Annotated in this window: 23 protein-coding genes; 12 read left to right on the plus strand and 11 right to left on the minus strand. The window is 69.9% G+C overall.

Annotation, left to right across the window (positions count from 1 at the left end; genetic code table 11):
- Window positions 1–43: 43 nt before the first annotated feature.
- The 3 genes from ABD705_RS14460 to ABD705_RS14470 all read right to left on the minus strand — a co-directional run bounded on the left by ABD705_RS14460 (window position 44) and on the right by ABD705_RS14470 (window position 1,881).
- A complete protein-coding gene (locus tag ABD705_RS14460; RefSeq protein WP_344784817.1) occupies window positions 44–589 on the minus strand; it encodes a MerR family transcriptional regulator in 546 nt (181 codons plus the stop codon).
- A gap of 99 nt (window positions 590–688) precedes the next feature.
- Window positions 689–1,381, minus strand: coding sequence for a transcriptional regulator FtsR (gene ftsR, locus ABD705_RS14465; protein ID WP_344784819.1), 693 nt, complete (start codon window positions 1,379–1,381; stop codon window positions 689–691).
- On the minus strand, window positions 1,381–1,881 hold the full coding sequence (locus ABD705_RS14470; RefSeq protein WP_344784821.1) for an FHA domain-containing protein: 501 nt from the start codon (window positions 1,879–1,881) through the stop codon (window positions 1,381–1,383). Before ABD705_RS14470 ends, ftsR begins: the two co-directional genes overlap by 1 nt.
- A gap of 193 nt (window positions 1,882–2,074) precedes the next feature.
- Here ABD705_RS14470 and ABD705_RS14475 point away from each other — a divergent pair, with 193 nt between their 5' ends.
- On the plus strand, window positions 2,075–2,626 hold the full coding sequence (locus ABD705_RS14475) for a copper resistance CopC family protein (protein WP_344784823.1): 552 nt from the start codon (window positions 2,075–2,077) through the stop codon (window positions 2,624–2,626).
- A gap of 10 nt (window positions 2,627–2,636) precedes the next feature.
- Window positions 2,637–4,034 carry a dihydrolipoyl dehydrogenase gene (lpdA, locus tag ABD705_RS14480; protein ID WP_344784825.1) on the plus strand — a complete coding sequence of 466 codons (1,398 nt, stop codon included), beginning with the start codon at window positions 2,637–2,639 and terminating at the stop codon, window positions 4,032–4,034.
- 163 nt (window positions 4,035–4,197) lie between these two features.
- Here lpdA and ABD705_RS14485 read toward each other — a convergent pair whose 3' ends face one another.
- The 4 genes from ABD705_RS14485 to ABD705_RS14500 form a co-directional block, all read right to left on the minus strand.
- Entirely contained in the window at window positions 4,198–4,674 is a 477-nt protein-coding gene (locus ABD705_RS14485) for a hypothetical protein (RefSeq protein WP_344784827.1), read from the minus strand.
- 207 nt (window positions 4,675–4,881) lie between these two features.
- Entirely contained in the window at window positions 4,882–5,493 is a 612-nt protein-coding gene (locus tag ABD705_RS14490) for a CYTH domain-containing protein (protein ID WP_344784829.1), read from the minus strand.
- Window positions 5,490–5,717, minus strand: coding sequence for a response regulator (locus ABD705_RS14495; RefSeq protein WP_344784831.1), 228 nt, complete (start codon window positions 5,715–5,717; stop codon window positions 5,490–5,492). The genes ABD705_RS14490 and ABD705_RS14495 overlap by 4 nt, the downstream gene beginning before the upstream one ends.
- A gap of 101 nt (window positions 5,718–5,818) precedes the next feature.
- Window positions 5,819–6,562, minus strand: coding sequence for a DeoR/GlpR family DNA-binding transcription regulator (locus tag ABD705_RS14500; protein WP_344784833.1), 744 nt, complete (start codon window positions 6,560–6,562; stop codon window positions 5,819–5,821).
- Window positions 6,563–6,709: 147 nt separating this feature from the next.
- On the opposite strand from ABD705_RS14500, the gene melA reads away from it, so the two are divergent.
- Together melA and ABD705_RS14510 are read left to right on the plus strand one after the other, a co-directional pair.
- Window positions 6,710–8,029: an alpha-galactosidase gene (gene melA / locus ABD705_RS14505; protein WP_344784835.1), complete on the plus strand. Its 1,320-nt coding sequence runs from the start codon at window positions 6,710–6,712 to the stop codon at window positions 8,027–8,029.
- Window positions 8,026–8,868 carry a class II fructose-bisphosphate aldolase gene (locus ABD705_RS14510; protein WP_344784837.1) on the plus strand — a complete coding sequence of 281 codons (843 nt, stop codon included), beginning with the start codon at window positions 8,026–8,028 and terminating at the stop codon, window positions 8,866–8,868. Before melA ends, ABD705_RS14510 begins: the two co-directional genes overlap by 4 nt.
- Window positions 8,869–8,901: 33 nt before the next feature.
- Here ABD705_RS14510 and ABD705_RS14515 read toward each other — a convergent pair whose 3' ends face one another.
- Window positions 8,902–9,954 carry an amidohydrolase family protein gene (locus ABD705_RS14515; RefSeq protein WP_344784839.1) on the minus strand — a complete coding sequence of 351 codons (1,053 nt, stop codon included), beginning with the start codon at window positions 9,952–9,954 and terminating at the stop codon, window positions 8,902–8,904.
- Between the two features lie 196 nt (window positions 9,955–10,150).
- On the opposite strand from ABD705_RS14515, the gene ABD705_RS14520 reads away from it, so the two are divergent.
- The 7 genes from ABD705_RS14520 (at window position 10,151) to nadE (ending at window position 17,378) form a co-directional block, all read left to right on the plus strand.
- Window positions 10,151–11,032, plus strand: coding sequence for an SIS domain-containing protein (locus ABD705_RS14520; RefSeq protein ID WP_344784841.1), 882 nt, complete (start codon window positions 10,151–10,153; stop codon window positions 11,030–11,032).
- 89 nt (window positions 11,033–11,121) lie between these two features.
- Window positions 11,122–12,069 carry a carbohydrate kinase family protein gene (locus ABD705_RS14525; protein WP_344784843.1) on the plus strand — a complete coding sequence of 316 codons (948 nt, stop codon included), beginning with the start codon at window positions 11,122–11,124 and terminating at the stop codon, window positions 12,067–12,069.
- A gap of 89 nt (window positions 12,070–12,158) precedes the next feature.
- On the plus strand, window positions 12,159–12,971 hold the full coding sequence (locus ABD705_RS14530; protein ID WP_344784845.1) for a 1-phosphofructokinase family hexose kinase: 813 nt from the start codon (window positions 12,159–12,161) through the stop codon (window positions 12,969–12,971).
- Window positions 12,972–13,270: 299 nt separating this feature from the next.
- A complete protein-coding gene (locus ABD705_RS14535; RefSeq protein WP_344784847.1) occupies window positions 13,271–14,596 on the plus strand; it encodes an ABC transporter substrate-binding protein in 1,326 nt (441 codons plus the stop codon).
- Between the two features lie 13 nt (window positions 14,597–14,609).
- On the plus strand, window positions 14,610–15,563 hold the full coding sequence (locus tag ABD705_RS14540; protein ID WP_344784849.1) for a carbohydrate ABC transporter permease: 954 nt from the start codon (window positions 14,610–14,612) through the stop codon (window positions 15,561–15,563).
- A complete protein-coding gene (locus ABD705_RS14545) occupies window positions 15,563–16,447 on the plus strand; it encodes a carbohydrate ABC transporter permease (protein WP_344784851.1) in 885 nt (294 codons plus the stop codon). Before ABD705_RS14540 ends, ABD705_RS14545 begins: the two co-directional genes overlap by 1 nt.
- Window positions 16,448–16,550: 103 nt before the next feature.
- Window positions 16,551–17,378, plus strand: a complete 828-nt coding sequence (gene nadE / locus ABD705_RS14550; protein ID WP_344784853.1) for an ammonia-dependent NAD(+) synthetase — start codon at window positions 16,551–16,553, stop codon at window positions 17,376–17,378.
- A 67-nt stretch (window positions 17,379–17,445) separates the two neighbouring features.
- On the opposite strand, the gene ABD705_RS14555 is transcribed toward nadE, so the two are convergent.
- Window positions 17,446–18,951 (minus strand): CoA-acylating methylmalonate-semialdehyde dehydrogenase, encoded by a 1,506-nt coding sequence (locus ABD705_RS14555; protein WP_344784855.1) that lies wholly within the window; start codon window positions 18,949–18,951, stop codon window positions 17,446–17,448.
- Between the two features lie 61 nt (window positions 18,952–19,012).
- Complete coding sequence (locus ABD705_RS14560) at window positions 19,013–19,933, minus strand: NAD(P)-dependent oxidoreductase (protein WP_344784857.1); 921 nt, start codon at window positions 19,931–19,933, stop codon at window positions 19,013–19,015.
- 145 nt (window positions 19,934–20,078) lie between these two features.
- Between ABD705_RS14560 and ABD705_RS14565 the strand changes: the two genes are divergently transcribed.
- Window positions 20,079–20,975, plus strand: coding sequence for a LysR family transcriptional regulator (locus ABD705_RS14565; protein WP_344784859.1), 897 nt, complete (start codon window positions 20,079–20,081; stop codon window positions 20,973–20,975).
- A gap of 74 nt (window positions 20,976–21,049) precedes the next feature.
- Here the strand turns inward: ABD705_RS14565 and ABD705_RS14570 are convergent, their stop codons facing one another.
- Window positions 21,050–22,228 carry an MFS transporter gene (locus ABD705_RS14570; protein WP_344784861.1) on the minus strand — a complete coding sequence of 393 codons (1,179 nt, stop codon included), beginning with the start codon at window positions 22,226–22,228 and terminating at the stop codon, window positions 21,050–21,052.
- Window positions 22,229–22,246 lie beyond the last annotated feature (18 nt).

Here is a 22,246-nt window from a genome sequence, read left to right on the forward strand (position 1 = left end):
AGCAGCCCGCGCTACGCCGTGCGGCGCTCGGAAGCAGCCCGCGCTACGCCGTCCGGCGGGAGCGGCGTGCGGCCAGCTCGTCCACCGGGTCGGGGTGCTGCGCGTCGAAGTCGAGCAGCGTCGACTCGACCTCGGTGAGCACCTTGCCCACGGCGATGCCGAACACGCCCTGGCCGCGGCTGACCAGGTCGATGACCTCGTCGTTCGAGGTGCACAGATACACCGACGCGCCGTCGCTCATGAGCGTCGTGCCGGCGAGGTCCTGGATGCCGGCGGCGCGAAGCTGCTCGACCGCGGTGCGGATCTGCTGCAGCGAGATGCCGGTGTCCAGCAGCCGCTTGACGAGCTTCAGCACCAGGATGTCGCGGAAGCCGTACAGCCGCTGCGAACCGGAGCCGCTGGCCCCGCGCACGGTGGGCTCGACCAGCTCGGTGCGCGCCCAGTAGTCCAGCTGGCGGTAGGTGATGCCGGCGGCACGGGCGGCGACGGCGCCGCGATAGCCGACTTCGTGGTCGAGGTCGGGCAGTCCGTCGGTGAACAGGAGGTCGGCGCCGAACCGCTGATCGCCGGTCGTACCCTCAGCGGTCATCGTGTTCCCCCTTCGTCCCGCCCCGCGGGGCTTCTCCCCACGCTAGAGGAGCATTGCGTCCGCGGCAACGACATCCGTTCGCGCGGTCGGCGTGTCGCGCTACCGCAGCAGCTTTTCCAACGCGCTGCGCACGAAGATCGCGCGCACCTCGCCGATGCGCGCCGCCAATTCCGGTGCCAGCTCGCCTGCCCGCCCCCGCGACGAGGCATCCGTGCGCTGCAGCAGCGGAGCGAGCGCCAGCTCGATCAGCGCGACCTCGCGCTCGGCGGACTGGCGCAGCGTGCGCATGTGCCGCGGCTCGATGCCGTGCCGGTCCAGCGCGACCAGGGCGCGCAGCACCGCCAGGCTGTGCTCGCTGTAGGTCTCGGCGCCCGGGATCACCCCGGTGCTGACGGCGTCGTTGAGCAGCTGCGTGCCGGCGCCGGCGGCGGCCAGCAGCTCGGCGCGGCGATAGCGGCGCGGCGCGGGCGTGATCGAGGGCGGCACCACGACGGGCACGGCGGGCTTGCGGCCGGCATCGACATCCGCCATGAACTCGCGGATGCGCGCGAGCGGCAGATAGTGATCGCGCTGCAGAGTCAGCGCCAGGCGCAGCCGCTCGACGTCGCCGCCGGTGAACTTGCGGTAGCCGGACTCGGTGCGCCGCGGCGTGACGATGCCCTGCACCTCGAGGAAGCGCAGCTTGCTGGCGGTCAGCTGTGGGAACTCCGGCGTCAGCCGGGCCAGCACCTGCCCGATGCTCAGTACAGCCCCGGTCGCAGCGGCGCGGCGGGGTGAGGATGCCGCGGCCATCACTGACCCGTGGGCTGCGCGAGGTCCCCAGGCGAAACGAAGAAGTTCAGGCGGAACTTGCCGATCCGCACTTCGGCGCCGTTGACCAGCGTCGCTCGGTCGACACGTTCCCCATTGACGTAGGTGCCGTTCAGCGACCGTTGGTCGACGATCTCGAACCGGTGCGCCTCGCGGGTGATCTCGGCGTGCCGGCGTGAGACGGTGACGTCGTCGAAGAAGATATCGGCCTCGGGATGCCGGCCCACCGTCATGACGTCGGTGTCGAGCAGATAGCGCGCCCCGGCGGTCGGACCCGACCGCACGATCAGCAGTGCCGACCCGGCCGGCAGCGCGTCGATCGCGCCGAGTTCAGCCTCGCTCAGGTCACTGCCGAACGGCACGAACGACAGGTCGGAATCGTGTCCGAATGTCTGGGTCGTGTCGTGGGACGCGTGCGATGCCGCACCGTCGGCAGAGCCTCGGCGGATGCCCCCCGGCTCCTGTCGGCGATTCTCGTCCACTGTCGTCCTCCCGTTCCCCCCCAGACTAACCGATCCGGCACGCCCCGCGGGAACGAAAGAACCGGTCCTCCGACCCTATTCAGAGTGCCCCCTCCGTGTCCACTTTCAGGGCGCGGCGACACCCGCCGAGTAACGGTGCGCCGCATCCCACCCCGGGCCGCGCATAGAGCCCACCCGGGTAAGCTGGCACCCCGTGAGAGTCAAAGCCGCCGCCGCCGTCCTCGCGCTGGCCGCGATCGCCGTTCTCGGCGTCGCCGGCCCCGCTTCCGCCCACGACCAGCTGCTGTCGACCGATCCCGCCGACGGCGCCACCGTCACCGCCCTGCCCGCCGATGTGTCGCTGACCTTCAGCGACGTCGTGCTGGCGGCGGGCAATGAGGCGAACCAGGTGCAGGTGATGGATGCCTCGTGCAAGGTGCTGAACTCGGGCGCCGTGCAGGTGCAGGACAACGTCGTCAGCCAGGCGATCGCAGGAGACGCGACCGGCACGATCACGGTGCTGTGGCGCGTGGTGTCCCGGGACGGGCATCCGGTCTCGGGCGAGTTCACCTTCACAGTGGGCAATGCGAATGCGGCCGCCACGCCGTCGGCCTGTGACACGGCGGCCGCCGCGGCGCCCGAAGCGCCGAGCCAGCCGGCATCCAGCCCCCTGCCGTGGATCATCGGTGCCGTCGTGGTGGCGATCGTCATCGCGGGCGCGGTGTATCTGCTGGTGTCACGATCGCGGCGAACCGACGACCGGTAGGCTAGGAACCATGCCTCATTACGACGTCGTCATCCTCGGCGCGGGCCCCGGCGGGTACGTCGCGGCCGTGCGCAGCGCCCAACTCGGCCTTTCCGTGGCCATCATCGAAGAGAAGTACTGGGGCGGTGTCTGCCTCAACGTGGGCTGCATCCCCTCCAAGGCGCTGCTGAAGAACGCCGACCTCGCCCACCAGGTGCTGCACAAGGCCGACCTGTTCGGCATCTCGGGCGACGTGCACTTCGACTTCGGCGTCGCGTGGGATCGCAGCCGCACGGTGGCCGAGACGCACGTCAAGGGCATCCACTTCCTGATGAAGAAGAACAAGGTCACCGAGTACGAGGGCCGCGGCGCCTTCACCGGCCCGAACGCGATCACGGTCGCCAAGGCCGATGGGTCCAGCGAAGAGGTCACCTTCGACAACGCGATCATCGCGACCGGGTCGAAAGTGCGGAGCCTGCCGGGCGTGAGCATCGGCGGCAACATCGTCACGTTCGAGGAGCAGATCCTCACCCGCGACCTGCCCGCGTCGATCGCGATCGTGGGCGCCGGTGCGATCGGCATGGAGTTCGGCTTCATCCTGCGCAACTTCGGCGTCGAGGTCACGATCATCGAGTACCTCGACCGCGCGCTGCCCAACGAGGACGCCGAGGTCTCGAAGGAGATCACCAAGCAGTACAAGGGCTACGGCATCCCGATCCTCACCTCGACCAAGGTCGAGAAGGTCGAAGACCACGGCGACAAGGTCACCGTCAGCTACACCGGCAAAGACGGTGCCAGCGGCTCGGTCGAGGCCGAGAAGGTGCTCATGTCGGTCGGCTTCGCGCCGAATGTCGAGGGCTTCGGGCTCGAGAACACCGGCGTCAAGCTCACCGAGCGCGGCGCGATCGACATCGACGACTACATGCGCACGAACGTGCCGCACATCTACGCGATCGGCGACGTCACGATGAAGCTGCAGCTGGCCCATGTGGCCGAGGCGCAGGCGGTCGTGGCGGCCGAGACCATCGGCGGCGCCGAGACGATGACCCTGGGTGATTACCGCATGATGCCGCGCGCCACGTTCTGCACGCCGCAGGTCGCGTCGTTCGGGCTGACCGAGCAGCAGGCGCGGGATGCCGGGTACGACGTCAAGGTCGCGAAGTTCCCGTTCTCGGCCAACGGCAAGGCCAACGGCCTGGGCGAGCCGATCGGGTTCGTGAAGCTGATCGCCGACGGCGAGCACCTGGAGCTGCTGGGCGGCCACCTGATCGGGCCGGACGTCTCTGAGCTGCTGCCCGAGCTGACCCTCGCACAGAAGTGGGACCTGACCGCGTTGGAGGCCGCACGCAACGTGCACACGCACCCGACGCTGTCGGAGGGCCTGCAGGAGGCCTTCCACGGCCTGGCCGGACACATGATCAACCTCTAGACTCGCAGACAGTCCCCCGGACTCCGGGAACTCGTGACGCCGCCCTGGAACGAAGCCGAGGGCGGCGTCGCTGATTTCCGGCGGCACCCGCGGTCGTTCTCGCGGCACCCTCGGGCGCCTCGCGGGTGCAGCCAGTCGACACGCTGCGCCCGCACAGAGGCGGTCAGCGCACCAGCATGAACCCCGTGTCGCTGACCGGGATCTCGGCGCCCGTCGTCGTCGCGTCGAACAGGCAGAACTGCACCCACGCGGACCCCGACGCCAGCTCGCCGAAGCCCTGCTCGGTCTGATCGACGGTGAAGGTGGCGACGTGGTTCATCCCGTCGCAGTCCAGCACGCCGGCGTGCGTCTGGCTCCATGCAGCTGACACCCCGGACGAGCCCGCGGTCGCCAGGATCGGGTCGGCGGTGCGATCCGCGGTCTGCTTGACCGAGATCCACAGGCGGATCTGGTCGGCCGCGCCGGTGCAGGTGTACCGGGCCGTGACCGTCGCGGTGGTGGCGCCGGTCTGATGGACGATGCCGACCAGCTGTGCCGAGGTCGACCGCGCAGGCGGTGCGGCCAGGGCGGGCCCGGCGGTGCCGAGCACAGCGAAACCGGCCAGAGCGAACAGCGTGAAGAACTTTCGAGACGTGCGCATGGAGATCCCCTTCGATCCATAAATGGGGCTCGACCAGCGGAATACCGGCCGAACTCCCCCCAGAATGAGGTTCAGACTAGACCTCAGAGCCGCACCGGCGATAGCCCCAATATCGGAGCCCCCGCATCCCGCCCTCGCACGGCGCCGCAGGGCGAAATAGTGCGGTCCCGCCCGCACTGTCGGCGAGGGGGCCGACAGGCGGGCCGGTCAGGCCGAAAGGGCGCGGGCGAGCTTCGAGGTGGATGCCGCGGGCCGGCCGCCGACGGACGCCACCAGCTCGTCCACGCCCGCGAAGAACGCCGTCACGTCGCCGGGTGGCACGGGGCCCAGTTCGACCTCCCACTCCCGCCAGGCCGACTCGCCGCCGGAGCGCTCGTTGCGCGCGGACACATGGTCGTCGACCACCTCGGCGACCTGCGCGCCCGATGCGTCGAACAGCGCATAGGCGACCCGCGCGTTGCGGATCCGCGCGAGCGGCACGAACGGACCGGTCGCCCACGGCGAGACGGCGGCGGCGATGTCGGCGGGAACGCCTTCATCGGCATCCCGCCCGAGCGGCCAGTGGTACTCGTGCCGGCCGTCGACGCCGGGCGTCTTCACATGCCAGCCGGCATCGGGCCCGCCGGCGCGCCGGCGCAGGGCGATGCCGGCGTGCGCGAGCGCCGCCGCGGGGGTGTCGAGGTAACGGGCATCCAGATCACGCGGCTCGGGCTCGCCGACGCGGGTGATGCCGGGCAGCCGGGTCCAGTCCGGCAGTGCCGTGGCCTCGTCGACGTCGTATTTGCGCTCGATCTCGACCGAATGCGCCACCGCGCTCATTCGTCGCGCTGGTCGGGGTCCGGGTCGATCGACTCGGTCGCCTCGACGTAGGCGAACACGGCCTCGGTGGGTCCGTCATGCGCGCCCGTGTTGGCGTCGGAGGTCGCGCGCCGATAGACCAGCTGACCCTCGCCGAACGGCATGATGAGCGAGTCGGAGACCCCCGGTTCGAGGGGGATGATCTGCCCGTCGAGCGGGCCGCCGGCGAGGCGTGCGATTGCCATGGTCACATGGTAGTGCGCCGGTGCCGCTCAGACCGGGAATGCGCGCGCACGAGGCTGCGCGGGATGCCGCCGCCCCGCCCCCGGGTGACGCGGGCGCGGTCTCACGCCACGATCACGTCGACTCCGAGAGCGCGGAGGCGATCGAGTTCCTCGGGGTCGGCGGATTCATCGGTGATCAGGATGTCGATCTGGGCGCTGTCGACCATGAGCGCGAGAGCTGCACGGCCGATCTTCGAGCCGTCGGCGACCACGATGGTCCGCTGCGCCTTCGAGACCATCGCATGGTTCGTCCGCGCCTCGGTTTCATCGTGCGTCGTCACGCCGGCCACCGCCGACACGCCGTCCGCGCCGAGGATGGCGGTGCCGACGTTGACGGCGGTGAAGGTGCCTTCGGCCAGGACACCCACGAGCTCAAGGGATTGCGGGCGCAGGATCCCACCGGTCATGACGACCTTCAGCCGGGGGTTGGCCGCCACTTGCGTCGCGATGGACAGCGAGTTGGTGACGATCGTGAGATCGGGATGGTGGGCGAGCTCACGTGCCACACCCGCCGTCGTGGTCCCGCCGCTCAAGGCGACCGCGTGGCGCTCTCGCGGGATGAGTGCTGCCGCCGCCCGGGCGATGCGCTGCTTGGCGTCGTGGAACCGGGTATCGCGCAGTGCGACGGGCATCTCCGCCATGGACCCGTTGACCTTCGCTCCCCCGTGCGTGCGGACGATCAGACCGCGATCAGCCAGAACGGAGAGGTCTCGTCGCATCGTCGCAGCGGAGGCGCTGAACAGCTCCGACAGCACCGCCACGGAGGCATCGCCTCGCTCGGCGATGGCATCGAGGATGTCCGCCATCCGACGCGACCGTTTCGCCGATCCAGCGAAATCCGGTAACGGCTTGGTGATTGCACTCGCCACAGAGCGAGCATGCCAGATGATCATTTGCGCGTCAATATGCTCATTCTATTGCACGTAGTGCGCATACTCTTCAAGAATCGAGACATGCCCACCATCGTCTTCCTCGGGGCCGGCAGCGTCGTGTTCACGCGCCAGCTCCTCACGGATCTGCTCCGCTTCGGCGACCTGCCCACCCTCGACATCGCTCTGCACGACATCGACGCGCAGCGCCTGGACATCGCACGTCGCACCGCGTCGAGCGTGGCGCACCAGTTGGGCCGCGAGGTGCGCATCCGCGCGTCGCAGGATCGTCGCGAGTGCCTGGCCGGCGCCGACTTCGTGGTGAACATGATCCAGGTCGGCGGAATCGCCGCGACTCGCGTCGACCTCGAAGTCCCCGCACGATACGGGCTGCGGCAGACCATCGGCGACACGACGGGAGTCGGCGGAGTGTTCCGCGCACTGCGCACCTTCCCCGTGCTGTCGGGCATCGCGCAGGACATCCAGGAGCTCTGCCCCGACGCGTGGTTCCTCAACTACACGAATCCCATGGCGATGAACGTGTGGTGGATGTCGCAGGTCGCTCCGCAGCTGAAGACCGTGGGGCTGTGCCACAGCGTCTATTGGACGGTGCACAACCTGTGCGCCCTCGTCGACGTGCCGTTCGAGGGGACCCACTACCGCGCCGGCGGAGTCAACCACCAGGCCTGGCTCGTCCAGTGGAGTCGGAACGGGGAAGACCTCTACCCCCTGTTGCGCGAGCGGATCGCCGCGGACCCGGAGCTGGAACGCCGCACACGGGTCGAGATCTTCCGCCGCATCGGGTACTACCCCACCGAGACCAGCGAGCACTCATCCGAGTACGTCGGATGGTTCCTGCGATCGGATGACCAGATCGCGCGGTACCGGCTGCGGCCGCTGGAGTACCTCGACATCTCCGAGCGCAACGTGCGCGAATTCGAACACACCCGAAGCCTGCTCGACGCCGGCGAGGACCTCCCGCTGCACGCAGAGGGAGACGGTGCGGAGTACGCGCCCCAGATCATCCACTCGATCTCGACCGGAACGCCGCGAGAGCTCCACGTGAACGTCCCCAACGACGGGCTCATCGACAATCTGCCCCAGGCGGCGGTGGTCGAGGTGCCGGCCACCGTCGACGGCAGCGGCGTGCACCCGCAGCACTTCGGCGCCGTGCCCTCGGCGGGGGCTGCCCTCAATCGCACGTATCTCTCGGTCGCCGAACTCGCCATCGAGGCCGCGCGCACCGGCAACCCGCTGCGGGTCCGGCAGGCGGTGCTGGCCGACGCCAACGCCAGTTCCACCCTGACTCCGCAGCAGATCTGGGACCTCTGCGACGAGCTCACCGCCGCGCACGCGCAATACCTGCCGGTGGCCCTGGGCGGCACCGCACAGGACGCCCGATGACACTGGCCGGGGCGCAGCAGCTCGTCGCAGCAGCGACGGCACGCAGTCGCGCCGTGCCCGCCTTCAACGTGATCATGCTGGAGCAGGCCGAGGCTGTCGTCGCGGCCGCCGAACAGACCGGCATCCCGCTGCTGCTCCAGGTGAGCGAGAATGCGATCGCGTTCCGTCGGGGGTTCGCCGCGCTCCTGGCGGCATGTCGGGAACTCGCCGAAGCGGCCACGGTGCCGATCGGTGTGCACATCGACCATCTCCAGGACGAGGCCCTCGCCGAGGACATCATCGCGCGGGCCTCCGACCTCGGTGTCGGCTCGCTGATGTTCGACGCGGCCACCCTCGACTACGCCGACAACGCCGCGCTGACCGCGCGGGTCGCTGCCGACGGACACGCCCGCGGTCTGTGGGTCGAAGGAGAACTCGGCGCCATCGGCGGGAAGGGCGGCGCGCATGCCCCGGGTGTGCGGACGCATCCGGACGAGGCCGTCGCCTTCGTGCGCGAGACCGGCGTGGATGCGCTCGCGGTCGCGGTGGGCAGCACGCATGCGATGCGCGACCGGAGCGCGCGGCTGGACGTCGACCTGGTCGCACGGCTGGCCGCGGCGGTGTCTGTGCCGCTGGTGCTGCACGGCAGCTCGGGCGTTGCCGACGCAGCGCTGTCGGATGCCGTCGACGCGGGGATCCGGAAGGTGAACGTCGGCACCGCGCTCGGTATCGCCGGCACGGCGGCACTGCGGGGCGAGCTGGCCGCCCATCCGGACGCCGTCGACCCACGGGTGTACCTCCGCGGCATGAGAGATGCCACGCGCGACGCGGTCATCCATCTCGCCGGCGTCGTCGGCTGAGGCACCGCAGCGCGCGGAGCCCGCGATGCCGCCTCAGAGCTTCAGGAGTCGCGCGGCGTTGTCGTGATACAGACCCGTCAGCAGCTCGGAGTCGAGGCCGATCGCGGACACCGCCCAGCGGCCCTGCGGCGGCACCGGCAGCCCGGGCGCATAGTCGAACCCCTCGTCAGTCGACTCCAGGAACCGGAAGTAGAGGCGATACTGCTCGTCGCTGGCGGGATAGACGTCCGTGCCGAACAGGACCCGATCGGGCCACGCGGCGACCAGCCGCGCGAAACGACGTGGTTGCCGCCCGAGCTCCGCCATTCTGCCGGCGATGTCGACGTGGTAATTCGGAGCTGCGGCGAGCAGACGCTCCACGCGGTCGAGATCTTCGGCGACGCACCCCACATGTGCGCCGATGAACGACGTGCCGGGGCACGCGAGCACCAGGCGGGCGTGTGCGTCCAGCAGGGCGTCGAAGGTGGGGTAGCGCGTGTGGTCGCCGAACCACCAGCTGCGTTGGGTCCGCAACTCGTCGAGCCGCTCGTTGTGCGGATCGAGCGGCTCGAAGAACGCGACCGGATCGGCCGTGTGGATCAGCACCGGCACTCCGAGCTCGCCTGCGCGCGTCAGCACGGCGACCACCTGCTCGGCATCGGGCATGACCAGCGCGCCGGTCTGATCGCGGTACTCGAGACCGAGCGATTTCCAGACCTTGACACCGCGTGCACCGCGGCGCACGGCATCCTCCAGCTGCTCCGTCAGCACCTGCGCGCCGTCAGGCTCGGCCAGCCGCGCCCAATCCAGCTGACAGAATGTGTGGAATCGCCCGGGGTGCGCCCGGTCGTATCGATCGAGGTTCGCTTCGAGCTCATCGCCCCACATGCCGTCGAGGTTCACGATGGCCTCGACGTGACGTTCGTCCATCATCCGGATCAGGGTCGTGACGTCCTCGATCATCCAGCCGCCGCCCTCGGTCAGCCAGCGGCCCAGGTGGTTGTGCACGTCGATGCACGGCAGCACCGGGGCCGGCACCTCGGACGCATGCGCGTGCAGCTGACGCCGGGGTGTCCAGTCTCGGAGGCGGATGTCGTCGATGCTCATGTGAGGCCCTCTCCACGCGGGCTGCGGCGAGCCGATACCCACCTCACACTCTCCGCCAGCCCGCTCGATCGCGCAATCATTCCCTCACTTCAAGTGATCGATTGGAGCAAATTTCTCTTCGAATCGCTCATTTCGAGGCAAAATAGCGGACAGAACGACGTCCGGACCGCAGACCGCATCCGCAGGAGTATCGCATATGAACATCACGTCCACCGAGATCGACAGCCAGCCCCAGGTGTGGCGTCACTCACTTGCGCTTCTCGATCGGGCGCGCGACCTGCTGACCCGCCCCGGCGAACGGGTGCTGGTCTTCGGCTGCGGCACGTCGGCGTTCGTCGCGGAGGCGTTCGCGTGGCTGCGCGAGCGGGCCGGGCTCGGTGAGACCGATGCCGCGTACGCCTCAGAGCCGCACCCGTGGCGACCCTACGACGCCGTCATCGGCATCAGCCGCTCCGGCACGACCACCGAGGTGATCGACGCGCTCGCGGCGGTCCCGCGCGGCGTGCGCCGCATCGTGGTCACCGGTGTCGGGGATTCACCCGCCGCCCGGGCGGCGGACGACGTGCTGCTGCTCGACTTCGCCGACGAGCGGTCCGTCATGCAGACCCGCTTTCCCACGACGTTCCTGTTCCTGGCACGTGCCGCGTTCGGCGAAGACGTCTCTGCGCTGCCCGAACAGGCCGAAGCCGCGCTGTCGGCTCCCGGCCCGCAGCCGCCCGACGGGTTCGACCATGTCGTCTACCTCGGCCGCGGGTGGACCTACGGGCTGGCCCAGGAGGCCGCGCTGAAGATCCGTGAAGCGGCGCAGGCGTGGGCCGAGTCGTACCCGCTGCTGGACTATCGGCACGGGCCCCTCGCGGTCGCGCACGCCGGCTCACTGGTGTGGCTGCTCGGCACCCAGGACGCCGATCTCGAACGCGAGATCGCCGGAACCGGGGCGACGGTGGTCTCCCGTGCGGCAGCCGATCCGCTGGTGGAGCTCGCGCTCGCGCAGCGGCTCGCGGTGGACACCGCGGTCGCACACGGACTCGACCCGGACACGCCGCGGGGCCTGACCCGTTCGATCGTGCTCTCGTGACGCTTGCGCTCACGCCGTCCATGCCGGACGATTCTCGAGAGGCCCGCAATGGCGGCCGCGGATGCTCGGGGTGACGAAGGGGTGACCGGATGAAGCGACCGTGCGTGCTCGTCGTCGGCGACGCCAACCTCGACCTCGTCCTGCGCGGCGACGTCGTGCCGCGGTTCGGCCAGGCCGAGCAGATGCTCGACGCCGCTGATCTCGTGCTCGGCTCCAGCGGTGGCATCGTCGCGTCGGGGCTTGCCCGGCTCGGTGTCGCGACAGCTCTGGTCGCGCGCGTCGGCGACGACCTGTTCGGTGCGCGCACGCGGGAGCTCGTGGCCGCGGCCGGCGTCGACGTCTCGTCGGTGCTCTCCTCGCCGGAGCCCACCGGCCTGTCGGTGATCCTTTCGGCGCCGGCCGATCGGGCGATCCTCACGCTCGACGGTGCGATGGCACAGCTGACCGACGACGACGTCCAGGCGGCGATATCCGTTCGACGTCCCACCCACGTGCACGTGTCGGCGTTCTTCCTCATCCCGAAAGCGGCGGCGGCTCTGCCGGAGCGCCTGGCAGCCCTTCATGCCGCCGGGGTGACGACGAGCCTGGACACCAACTGGGACCCGGCCGGCCGATGGAAGGGTGTGCGGGAGTGCCTGCCGCAGCTGGATCTGCTGCTGCCCAACGCCGCCGAGGCGATGGCACTGGCGCGGGCCGCCGGCGCAGACCCGCGTGATCCCGAGGACGCCGCGCTCCGACTGTCGGAGGCGGGCCCGGTCGTCGTCGTCAAGGACGGCTCCCGCGGCGGGTTCGCAGTGGCGCAGGGTTCCGTCGTGCGGGCACCGGCTCGCGCCGTGCAGGTCGTGGACACCACGGGGGCAGGCGACAGCTTCACCGCCGGCCTCCTCGCCGCGTGGGTGGACGGGCTGCCGTTGGCGACCGCAGTGCGCTGGGCGACCGTGGCGGGTTCGCTCTCGACCCGTGGGGTCGGCGGAACTGCGGGCCAGCCGACCCGCGCCGAATTGGTCGCGGCACTCGCCGAAGGCGACCGTCCGTGATCACCTGCCTCGGGCTCGGGCCCGCTCTCGACGTGACATACGGCGTGACGCGACTTCATGTCGGACAGATCCACCGTCCCACCTGGGCCATGTCGCTTCCGGGCGGCAAATCGATCAACGTCGCGCGAGCGCTGCACACCCTCGGCGTTGCCAGCCGTGTGATCGCGCCGCTGGGCGGCGCCATCGGCGATTCCGTGCGCGTGGGGCTCGAAGCGTCGGGCATCGCGTCGATCGTCGTCCCCATCGCCGCCGAGACACGTCTGTGCGTGAGCATCGTCGACGATCACAGCGGCGCATCGACCGAGGTGTACGACCATCCGACGGTCATCGACGACTCCGCGTGGAAGGGCATTCTGACCGCCGTAGAAGGCGTCGCGGGCGGATGGCTGGCGGTGTCGGGCTCGGTCCCCGCCGCCCGGCGACGTGACCTCGGCGATGCGCTCGCCGGCGCAGTCGACCGGGGGGTGCATCTGGCTCTCGACGTGACCGGAGACGTCCTCACAGACGCGCTCGTGCGCGCACACCCTGCGGTCGTCAAGGTCAACCGCGACGAGGCCGCGGAACTGCTCGGCGACGCCGATGCACGAAGCCTCGCGCGCGACCTGCACGCGGCCGGCGCCGCGACCGCCGTGGTCACCGACGGTGCGGCGGGGGCGATCGGCGTCGACCCGACCGGACAGTGGCGCGCACGTCCCCCCGTTCGCGGCCGGTTCGCCATCGGCTCGGGCGATTCGTTCCTGGCCGGACTGCTGAGTTCGCTCTGTGCCGGACCGGGCCTTGCCGACGCCCTGCGCGCCGCCACCGCGGCGGGTGCCGCCAACACGCTCACGCCGGGAGCCGGCTGCTTCTCCGCCGCCGACGCGAGTCGATTCGCGTCGGACGTGACGGTCACCGACGCCTGATCTCTCCGTGCGCGGTGATCGGTGCGCGCAACGAGCCGCCCCGCCTCCACCCCTAGATTGATCGATAACGATCAATAATGGTGATTGATACGTGCACTCTTATTGTCGATCGATCACTTTCTCCGGAAAATAGAGCCAACGTCCGACGCACGCGAGTCGGGCCACTCACGACGGGAGCGCAACGTGGCACCCACCGGTGCTGGCATCCTGGCACCACCCTCGTCAGGTGACGCACCCTTCGTGTCCGATTGAGCACGCCGGTCGAGGTCAGACGCAGAACATGAGAGAAAGAGTCGACGATGATATCTCCATCCACCAAGAAGGTGTTCCGTCTCGCGAGCGTCGCGGCCGCCGCCACTGTCGTAGCGACCGTCCTCGCCGGGTGCAGCAGCGGGTCATCCGGCACGACCAAGCTCGACACCTCGGCGAAGGTCACGATCAAGGTCTGGACGGGACAGGCCGACACCGCCGAGCAGATCATCGAGACGCTGGCCGGGGAGTTCCAGAAGCTCCATCCGAACGTGACGGTCGACGTCTCGCCGGGTGCCTCTTCCACCGACCAGCTCCTGCAGAAGATCTCGGCAGGATTCGCCGGTGATCAGTACCCCGACGTGTCCTACGCATTCGGCTCGTGGGCCGGCGAGCTGGAGGCCTCGGGCCGGACCCTCGACATCTCGAACGAGATAAAGAAGTCCGATGTCAATTGGAACGATTTCACCGCTGCCGCGCGCGGCACCGCCCAGCCGAACGGCAAGAAGGTGATCGGGTTCCCCGCCGTCGTCGACAACGTGGGCCTGCTCTACAACAAGACCCTCTTCGACAAGGCGGGCGTCGCCTATCCGACGGCGAACTGGACGTGGGACGACTTCCGCGCCGCTGCCAAGAAGCTGACCGATCCCGCGAACCACATCTACGGCTACGGCTACTCGGTCTCGGGCAGCGAAGCCACGACGTGGCAGTTCTGGCCGCACCTCTGGCAGCACGGCGGTGCAATCCTCAACGACGACGCGACGAAGTCCATGTTCGCGTCGCAGGCCGGCACCGACGCATTGACCTTCCTGCGCTCGATGGCCGTCGATGACAAGAGCGTCTACCTGGACCAGACCGACACGAAGATCGGCCCGCTGTTCGACAGCAACCGCATCGCGATGATCACGTCCGGCCCCTGGGAGCTGTCGAGCCTGAAGACCGCCGGCACCCAGTACGGTGTCGCCCCGCTGCCGGGTGTCGACGGCGATCATCAAACGGTCTCCGGTCCCGACATCTGGGCGCTGTTCGACCACAAGGACCCGAACCGCGCATACTGGGCGACGCAGTTCGCCGAGTGGTTCACGTCCGCCGAGCAGGACGAGCGGTTCAACGTCACGCTCGGCAACCTGCCGCTGCGAGCATCCGAGGCCGGATCGGAGGCGGTCAAGAAGGAGGCCGCCCAGTTCCCCGGTTACGAGGTCTTCGTCGCCAACTCCGACAACGTGAAGAACACCCGGCCGACCGTGGCGGGCTACGCCGGCCTGTCGACGGCGATCGGCAAGGCGATCTCCCAGGTCCTTCAGGGCGATGGCGAACCGCAGGCGGCCCTCGCGACGGCCGCGCAGGCCGCCGATCAGGCGCTGGCCAAGAAGTAAGGACCCAGCGGCGATGACCGTGAACACCGCACCGATGCTCGCCGGGGTGGGCACGTCTTCGGACGCGCCCCGCCCCGGGCGGGCGCGGTGGCGGAAGGTGCTCGTGTCCTCGCTGACCGGGTGGGGGTTCGTGGCACCCGCGACGGTCATCATCCTCGGCCTGTCGATCTTTCCGGCAGGCTGGGCATTCGTGCTGTCGTTCCAGAACTGGAACGGTTTCAGCGACCCGACCTGGGTCGGCGGCGAGAACTACGCGACCCTGATCACCGACGCCGACTTCGGCAGCGCCGTCGTGAACACCATCGGCTTCACCGTCCTGTTCGTTCCCGCCTCGGTCCTGCTCGGCCTGTTCCTGGCGGTGTCGCTGAACCGGCGCATCCGGTGGATCGGCTTCTACCGCACGGCGATCTTCGTCCCGTTCGTCGCATCGGCGGCATCCACCGGCATCCTGTCCACCTACCTGTTCAGTCCGCAGTTCGGCCTCGTCAACAACGTGCTGCGCGTGCTGCATCTGCCCCAGCAGGGCTGGCTGGACGACCCGCACCAGGCGATGCTCGTGATTGCGATCATGTCGCTGTGGGGGTCGGCGGCATTCACCACGGTGATCTACCTCGCGGCCCTCCAGGATGTCCCCTCCGACCTGATCGAGGCTGCCCGCATCGACGGGGCGAACCGCTGGCAGACCTTCTGGCGGGTGGTGTGGCCGCAGCTGGCGCCGGTGACCGTGTTCATCGGCATCTGGCAGACGATCCAGGCGATCCAGCTGTTCGACCTCGTGTACACGACGACCCGAGGCGGGCCGCTGGGCGCGACCACCACGATCGTCTTCTTCCTCTATACCAAGGCGTTCCACGCCCTGGAGTTCGGGTACGGCTCAGCCGCCGCGTATGCGCTGTTCGCGGTCACCCTGCTCATCACGATCGGCGTCGTCATCCTCCAGCGTCGCCGCGGTTCGGAGGCGCTCTGATGGCCACTGTGCTCACCGACATCTCGCAGGCCGGCTTCGAGGTCGCCCACGAACCGATGCGGCGTGGCCGCAGGCGCCGGCTCAGCGGGTGGCACTTCGTGCTCCTGCCCATCGCGATCCTGTTCCTCGTGCCGTTCCTGCAGATGGCGCTCGCGTCATTCTCTCCGGCGAAGGAGCTGCTTGCCTTCCCGCCGCCGTTCATCCCCTCCCACTTCACGCTCGACGGGTATGTCAAGCTGTTCTCCGAGACAGACATCCTGCGCTGGCTGGTCAACACGGTCATCGTCGCCACGTGCGCGATCGTCTCGAACATCGTGCTCTGCTCGCTGGCCGGGTACGGTTTCGCGCGGCTGCGATTCGCCGGCCGCAGTGTCGGCTTCATCATGATCCTGGCCACGATCATGATCCCCACGCAGCTGCTGATGATCCCGACCTACATCCTGTTCGCCAAGCTCGGACTGCTGAACGGCCTGGGCGCGGCGATCGTGCCGTGGCTCGCGACGGCGTTCGGGATCTTCTTGATGCGGCAGTTCTTCCTGTCGCTGCCGGTCGACCTGGAAGAGGCGGGTGCGATCGACGGCTGCAACCGATGGCAGATCTTCTTCCGGATCGTGCTGCCCCTCGCCCGTCCTGCGCTCGCGACGCTGGCGATCTTCACTCTGTTGGGCGCCTGGAACGACCTGGTGTGGCCGCTGATCGCGATCAACAACCCGGCGGCGTTCACGATGCAGCTCGGCATCGCCAACTTCCAGGGCGCGCATCAGACGGACTGGAGCCTCATCATGGCGGGGAACGTGGTCGCGACCCTGCCGCTGATCCTGTTCTTCCTGTTCGCGCAGCGCCAGTTCATCGCGACGATGACCTTCTCGGGGCTGAAGGGCTGAAGCGACGGCTTCCAGAGCCTCCGGGTGACCGGGCACGGGCAGTTCACCGCGTCGTCGTCGCGGCGCGCTCGCGGGCCGGGCGCGAGCAGACCAGACTAGAGGCATGACGCTTCAGCACGACATCGCCCAGGCGCTCGGGGTGCGGTCCGGGATCGATCCGGCCGCCGAGATCGACCGCCGGGTGCAGTTCCTCGCCGACTATCTGACGACAACCGGCGCGAAGGGGTTCGTGCTCGGCATCTCGGGCGGGCAGGATTCGACGCTCGCCGGGCGCCTGGCACAGCTCGCGGTCGAGCGCGCCCGTTCCGGCGGCGGCACGGCCGGCTTCATCGCCGTGCGCCTGCCCTACAAGGTGCAGCACGACGCGGACGACGCAGCCGCGGCGCTCGAGTTCATCGCCGCCGACCGGGTGGTCGAAGTCAACATCCAGCACGGTGTGGACGGCGTCGAGGAAGACATCGAGCAGGCCGCGGGGGCATCCATCTCGGACTTCAACCGCGGCAACATCAAGGCGCGCGTGCGGATGGTCACGCAGTACGCGCTCGCCGGCGCCGACCGCCACGTCGTCGTCGGCACCGATCACGCCGCCGAGGCGGTGACCGGCTTCTACACGAAGTTCGGCGACGGGGCGGCCGACGTCGTGCCGCTGGCCGGGCTCACCAAGCGCCAGGGCAAGAGCCTGCTGCGCCAGCTGGGGGCACCGGATCGCCTGTGGATGAAGGTGCCCACCGCCGACCTGCTCGACGACCAGCCCGGCCGCGCCGACGAGGACGAGCTCGGCCTCACCTATGAGCAGATCGACGACTACCTCGAGGGCAAGCCGGTGGATGCCGATGCCGCCGCGCGCATCGAGCAGAAGTACCTCGCCACCGCGCACAAGCGTCACCTGCCGGTGGCCCCTGACGACACCTGGTGGCGCTGCGCCGGTTAGCCCGCAGCTCCGTCTCGACTCGGTGCGCTCGCGGGGCGACCGGGTCGAAACGCCCCCGGCGCACGCCTCAGTGCGTCGGGAACCCCAGGCTGATCTGGCTCTCGCTGGGCTCGGGCCAGCGGCTGGTGACGACCTTGCGGCGGGTGTAGAAGTTGAACGCCTCCGACCCGTACATGTGCGTGTCGCCGAACAGCGAGTTCTTCCAGCCGCCGAACGAGAACGACCCGACCGGCACCGGAATCGGCACGTTGATGCCGACCATGCCCACCTCGATGTCGTACTCGAACTGGCGGGCGGTCTTGCCGTCGCGGGTGAACACGGCGGTGCCGTTGCCGTACGGGTTGTCGTTGATCAGCTGCACGGCCTCGTCGTAGCTGGCCACCCGGGTCACCGACAGCACCGGCCCGAACACCTCTTCGTCATAGACCGGCATGCCCGGCTTGGCGCCGTCGACGAGGGATGCCCCGAGGAAGAAGCCGTCCGAGTCGAACTGCTGCTCACGCCCGTCCACGACCAGCGTGGCCCCCGAGGCCGCGACGCCGTCGACGAAGCCGCGCACCCGGTCGCGCGCGGCGGCGGTGATCAGCGGGCCGATCTCGGCGTCGGGGTCGAACCCGTCGCCGATGCGCAGGCCGCCCATCCGCTCGGCGATCTTGGCGACCAGCGCGTCGCCCACGTCGCCGACGGCCACGACCGCCGAGATGGCCATGCAGCGCTCCCCCGCCGAGCCGAAGCCCGCCGAGACGGCGGCGTCGGCCGCGGCATCCAGATCGGCGTCCGGCATCACGACCATGTGATTCTTCGCCCCGCCCAGCGCCTGCACGCGCTTGCCGTGCGCGGCGGCCTCGGTGTAGATGTACTTCGCGATCGGGGTGGATCCGACGAACGAGACGGCCTTGATGATGGGCTCGGCCAGGATCGCGTCGACGGTCTGCTTGTCGCCGTGCACGACGTTGAGCACGCCGTCGGGCAGGCCCGCCTCACGGAACGCGTCGGCCAGCCACACGGCGGCCGAGGGGTCGCGCTCGCTGGGCTTGAGGATCACGGCGTTGCCGGCGGCAATGGCGGTGGGCACCATCCACAGCGGCAGCATCGCGGGGAAGTTGAACGGCGTGATGCAGGCGACCACACCCAGCGGCTGACGCACCTGGTGCACGTCCAGGCCGGTGGCGATCTGCTCGGAGTACTCGCCCTTCAGGTGATGCATCAGCCCGGTGCAGAACTCGACGTTCTCCAGCCCCCGGGTGACCTCGCCGAGCGCGTCGGCGACGGTCTTGCCATGCTGGGCGGTGATGATGCGGGCCAGCTCCTCGCCGCGGGTGGTGATGATCTCGCGCAGTCGGAACATCAGCTGCGTGCGCTTGACCAGGCCGACGCTGCGCCATTCGCGCTGCGCGGCGGCGGCGGTGCGGGCGGCTTCGGCGACCAGTTCGGCCGAGGCGAGCCCGACCTCGCCGGTCTGGGTGCCCAGCGACGGGTTGTACACCGCGCCGCGGCGCTCGCCCGGCTCGACGTGCTTGCCGCCGATGACGTGCGGAATCTGGGTGAGGGTGGTCGTGTCGACGATCGTCATGATGGCTCCTTGTGGGATGGATGGATGCGGGTGTCGGTTCGGCTCGCTTCGGGCGGGCGGGTCAGCCCGCGCTCGGGTCGAACCCGCGCAGGGTGCCGTCGGGCGAGGCGAGCTTGGTGATCAGGGTGCAGTCCTTCTCACCGAATCCCTCGGCGATGAGCTGCTCGAACTGCGACAGGGCGAGGGATGCCGCCGGCAGATGCACCCCGGTGCTCTCGCCGGCCTGCACGGCCAGCGCGCAGTCCTTGCGCGAGAGGGCGACCGAGAAGGTCGCGTCGAAGTTGTGGTTGGCGGCGGCCGTGTCCACCACGCCCGGCACCGGATACCAGGTGCGCTGCGGCCAGGACTGGCCCGACGAGGCGTTCGCGACGGCGTAGAACACGTGGGCGTCCAGGCCCAGCTGCTCGGCCAGCTGCGAGCCCTCGGCCACGCCCAGCGTCGAGACGAACAGCATCAGGTTGTTCACGAGCTTGGCGGCGATGCCGGCGGTCGCGGCGCCGCACGGGATGACGGTGCCGGCCATGCCGCCGACATACTCCTTGGCACGCTCGACGTCGTCGGCGGCTCCCCCGAGCATGAAGGTCAGCGAGTGCGCCTCGGCGCCGGCGGTGCCGCCGGAGACAGGGGTGTCGACGAACGCGAAGCCGCGTGCGGCCGACTCGTCGTGGCACCATCGCGAGGTCTCGACATCCACCGTCGAGGTGTCCATCAGCACCGTGCCGGGGGCGGCGTGGGCCCAGATGCCGTCCGGGCCGTCATAGACGCTGCGCACGTGCGCGGGCATCGGCAGCGACGTGAAGCACGCCTCGGCGCCCTCCAGCGCCTCGGCGACCGAGCCGACCGTGGTCACGCCGCGTGCGGCGGCGGCCTCGATGCACGCCGGCGCGATGTCGAAGCCGCGCACGGTGTGACCCGCGGCGACCAGGTTTGCGCTCATCGGGGTGCCCATGTGCCCCAGGCCGATCCAGGCGATCGTCGACATCCTGCCTCCTCGAAGGTGTCTGTGCGCGGCCGTGCGTCAGCGGATGCCGCGTCATGGCCAGGATAGGCACGAGTGACACTGCATATCAATGCACACACGTGCGGCACTCTTGCACGAGCCGCGTGCACGGATGCACACTGGGCGGGTGCCCTCCGATCCCCAGCCCGATGCCCTGCTGACCCTGCTCGCGGTCGCGCGCCTGGGCCGCTACACGGCGGCCGCCGAGGTGCTCGGCGTGAACCACTCGACCGTCTCGCGCCGCCTCGCCGCGCTCGAGGCCGACATGGGCGGGCGGATGCTGGTGCGCACGAATGCCGGCTGGCAGATCACCGCGCTGGGCCGGCGCGCACTGGCCGCCGCCGAGACGATCGAGGGCACGCTGCGCGAGCTCGGCGCCGACACCGGACGCGACTCGCTGCAGGGCATGGTGCGCATCGCCGCCCCCGAAGGGTTCACGTCGTCGTTCCTGGTGCCGGCGATGGTCGAGCTGCAGTGCCGGCACCCGGAACTGGCGGTGGAACTGCTCGCGGCGACGCAGCGGGTGCGGCAGAATCGATCAGGTGTGGATGTCGAAGTCGTCGTAGGCAGGCCGGCCGTGCATCGCGCGTTCGCGACGCCGGTCTGCGACTACTCGCTGCGCCTCTACGCATCGCCCGCGTACCTCGCCCGCACCGGCATCCCGTCGTCACTGGCCGCGCTCGCGATGCACCCGGTGATCTACTACATCGAGTCCTCGCTGCAGGTCGACGAGCTCGACCGCGCCGTGCAGCCGCTGCCGGCCTCTCCCCCGTCGATCCGCTCGACGAGCGTGTTCGCGCACGTCGAGGCGACCGCGGCCGGCGCCGGGATCGGGGTGCTGCCCGACTTCATGGCCGACCACGATGCGCGTCTGGTGCCCGTGCTGCGCGACGCGTACGCGCATCCACTCTCCTATTGGGCCGTGGTGCGCGACGAAGGACCGCGCAACCCGGCCGTCGCCGCCGCCGTCACCGCCATTCGAGAACACGTGAGACATGCCCATGAATCCCCCGCTGACACGTAGAGTGCCGAGACGGGATGCCATCGGTCCGGAGGCGAGACGGGATGCCGTCAGACCGGACGTGAGACGGGATGCCGTCAGGCCGCCCCATCCGGGTGGCGCGCGCGCAGCGCTGCGGAGGACACGACGGCCGACGCGACGGTCACCAGGGCGAGCGCACCGAGCCCGGTCGCCACGCCCGCCGCGGCGCCGATGGCGCCGACCAGGAGCGGCCCGCCCGCGTCGCCGATCTCACGGCCGAGCTCGGCGGTGCCCATCGTGCGGCCGAGCCGTTCCTCGGGTGTGGTCGCGGCCAGGTGCGCATAGGCCAGCGGCGTCACGGCGCCGACTGCGGCGCCGACGAGCAGGGCCGCGCCATACAGGCCGACCGGGTTCGTCCACACCATCAGCAGCAGCGCGATGGCACCGGCGGCCAGGCCCGCCGTGACGCCGGCGCGCACCGACACACGGTCGTCGTCGCGCATTCGGCCGATGACCGGCTGGGCGACGGCCGAGACGATCGCGATGATCGCGACCGCGGCGACGCTCGCGATCGGGGCGAGGCCGAGGTGGGTCAGCAGCAGCGGCAGATAGCCGACGGCGACCCCGAGCAGCCCGGTGGTGGTCGCCAGGGCCAGCGTCGGGATGAGGAATGCGCGGTCCGTGGTCTGGCGCACGAGATCGGCGAGCGTATAGCGCGGGCGCGGCAGCACCGGCAGCCGGGGCACGGCGACCAGCACCCAGATCGCGGTGAGCATCGCGAGCATGGCCAGGCCGATGTAGAGGGCGCTCAGGCCGGCGAGGGCGACCAGCCCCGCGCCGAGCAGCGGGCCGGCGGCATAGCCGACGCTCTTCCACGCGCCGTACCGGCCGAAGTAGCGGCCGAGCCTGCCCTTGCCGGCCAGCCGGGCGGCGGCGCTGGATGACGCCGGTGAGAACGCGGCAGCGGCGGCGCCCTGGCCGAATCGGGCGGCGGCGACCACGAGCGAGGTCGGGTGCAGGGCTGCCAGGGCGGACGCGATCGCGAAGACGATCAGCCCGCCGACGATGACGGGCCTCACGCCGATCCGGTCGCTGAGCGCGCCGAAGACGGGCTTGAGGATGACCTCGGCGACGTCGTAGAGCGCCAGGATGACGCCGAAGCTCCACAGCGACAGGCCGAGGTCGCCGGCTTCCACTCCGATGACGGCCGCGACGCCGTGCGCACCGAACGCCGTGGTGAACCCGGCGAGATACAACGGCGGCAGCGCGCGGGATCCGGTTGCAGTCAGAGGCACGGGGTGATTCTATCCGGT

Source organism: Microbacterium kribbense, assembly GCF_039537285.1.
GTDB classification, from domain to species: domain Bacteria; phylum Actinomycetota; class Actinomycetes; order Actinomycetales; family Microbacteriaceae; genus Microbacterium; species Microbacterium kribbense.